This window comes from Streptomyces hainanensis (assembly GCF_004348415.1).
Classification (GTDB): domain Bacteria; phylum Actinomycetota; class Actinomycetes; order Streptomycetales; family Streptomycetaceae; genus Streptomyces; species Streptomyces hainanensis.
This window is the reverse complement of the sequence record NZ_SMKI01000842.1, coordinates 1-1,173: the sequence shown is the minus strand read 5'-3', so window position 1 is coordinate 1,173 and position 1,173 is coordinate 1. Positions and strand designations below refer to the sequence as shown.

General features: G+C 79.3%; 2 protein-coding genes. One reads left to right on the top strand and one right to left on the bottom strand.

What is annotated here, in order from left to right; genetic code table 11:
* Positions 1–168: 168 nt before the first annotated feature.
* Positions 169–1,017, bottom strand: a complete 849-nt coding sequence (locus E1283_RS36355; protein WP_425086281.1) for a helicase-associated domain-containing protein — start codon at positions 1,015–1,017, stop codon at positions 169–171.
* Here E1283_RS36355 and E1283_RS40105 point away from each other — a divergent pair.
* On the top strand, positions 974–1,173 hold a 200-nt coding region (locus E1283_RS40105; RefSeq protein ID WP_425086280.1), incomplete at its 3' end, for a beta-ketoacyl synthase N-terminal-like domain-containing protein. The genes E1283_RS36355 and E1283_RS40105 overlap by 44 nt on opposite strands.

The following is a 1,173-nucleotide window of genomic DNA, read 5'->3' as shown; positions in this document are numbered from 1 at the left end:
CCCCCCAACCGGCCAGGGGCCGGGCCCGGTTCCGCCACGGACCGGCGCCCGGCCCCTGGCTGGTTCCGGCCGCGGAGCGCCCCTCTTGGGGGCGCCGCTGGGCCCGACGCCTCCGCCCAAGCCGCGCGCGGCGCCTGGCACGGGGCCGCCGGGCCCCGGTGCCTGCGCTCAGGTGGACCGCAGCGTCACGGCGCCCGTGATGCGGTGCAGCGGGTAGGTGCGGATCTCGTCCGCCGTGTGGTCGAAGGCGGTGACGAAGCCGGCCTCGACGCGGACGGGGGAGAGGACGTGGTGGGCGGCGACGCCGTCCGAGGCGACGTAGCCGATGCGGACCTGGGCGCCGGCCCGGGCCGCCGACTGGAGCGTGGTCAGGGTCTCCACCGCCGGCGTGCGCGGCGGCGGGCCCGCCGCCTCCGGCACCCTGGCGGCCGCCCCGGCCCCGGCGGGGGTCCCGCCGGCCGCGTGGTCGCCGGCGCGGATCGCGCGGACGGCGGCCGCGAGCAGCGTGTCGTCCGCGGGCGGCGGGCTGTCGGGAGCCGCCTCCGGCGGCGTGCGGGGCGGGGTGCGGCGCGCCTCGGCGCGCAGCGTCACGAGCGCGCCCTCCAGCGACTCGGCCGCCGGCGCGAAGCCGAGGTCGCGGAGTCGGGTGAGCAGCGTGTCGGGGGAGAGGTCGGAGACCACCACGGTCGGGGCGAGGCGGCGCAGCCGCAGCGGGGCGGCCCGGCGGTCGGCGATCAGCTGGGTGAGCAGCGCCTCGTCCTCGCAGCGCAGATAGCTGTTGGCCGCGCCGACCCGGAGCCGGCCGTGCCGGCGGGCCACGTCGTCGACCAGGTAGTCGAGGGGCTGCGGCACGGGGGTGCGGGAGTGCTCGGCGAGGAACGTGTGGAGCTCGTCCGGCGTCCAGCCCGCGTCGAGGGCGCGCCGCAGCGAGTCGGGGGTGAAGCGGTAGACGGTGGCGCCGCCTTTGGACTCGATGTCGGCGGCCGCGTCCATCAGCCGCCGGACGTCGGGGCGCAGCGGCCCGGGCGCGATCGCCGTCAGGTCCGCCTGGAGGAGGAAGTGGTCCAGGGGCTCGGGCTCGCTGACCGCACTGCACCTGGCGTGCCAGGGCCTGGACCGCGGGGACTGCGAGATCGCCCTCGTCGGGGGCGCCAACGCCATCCTCGCCCCGAC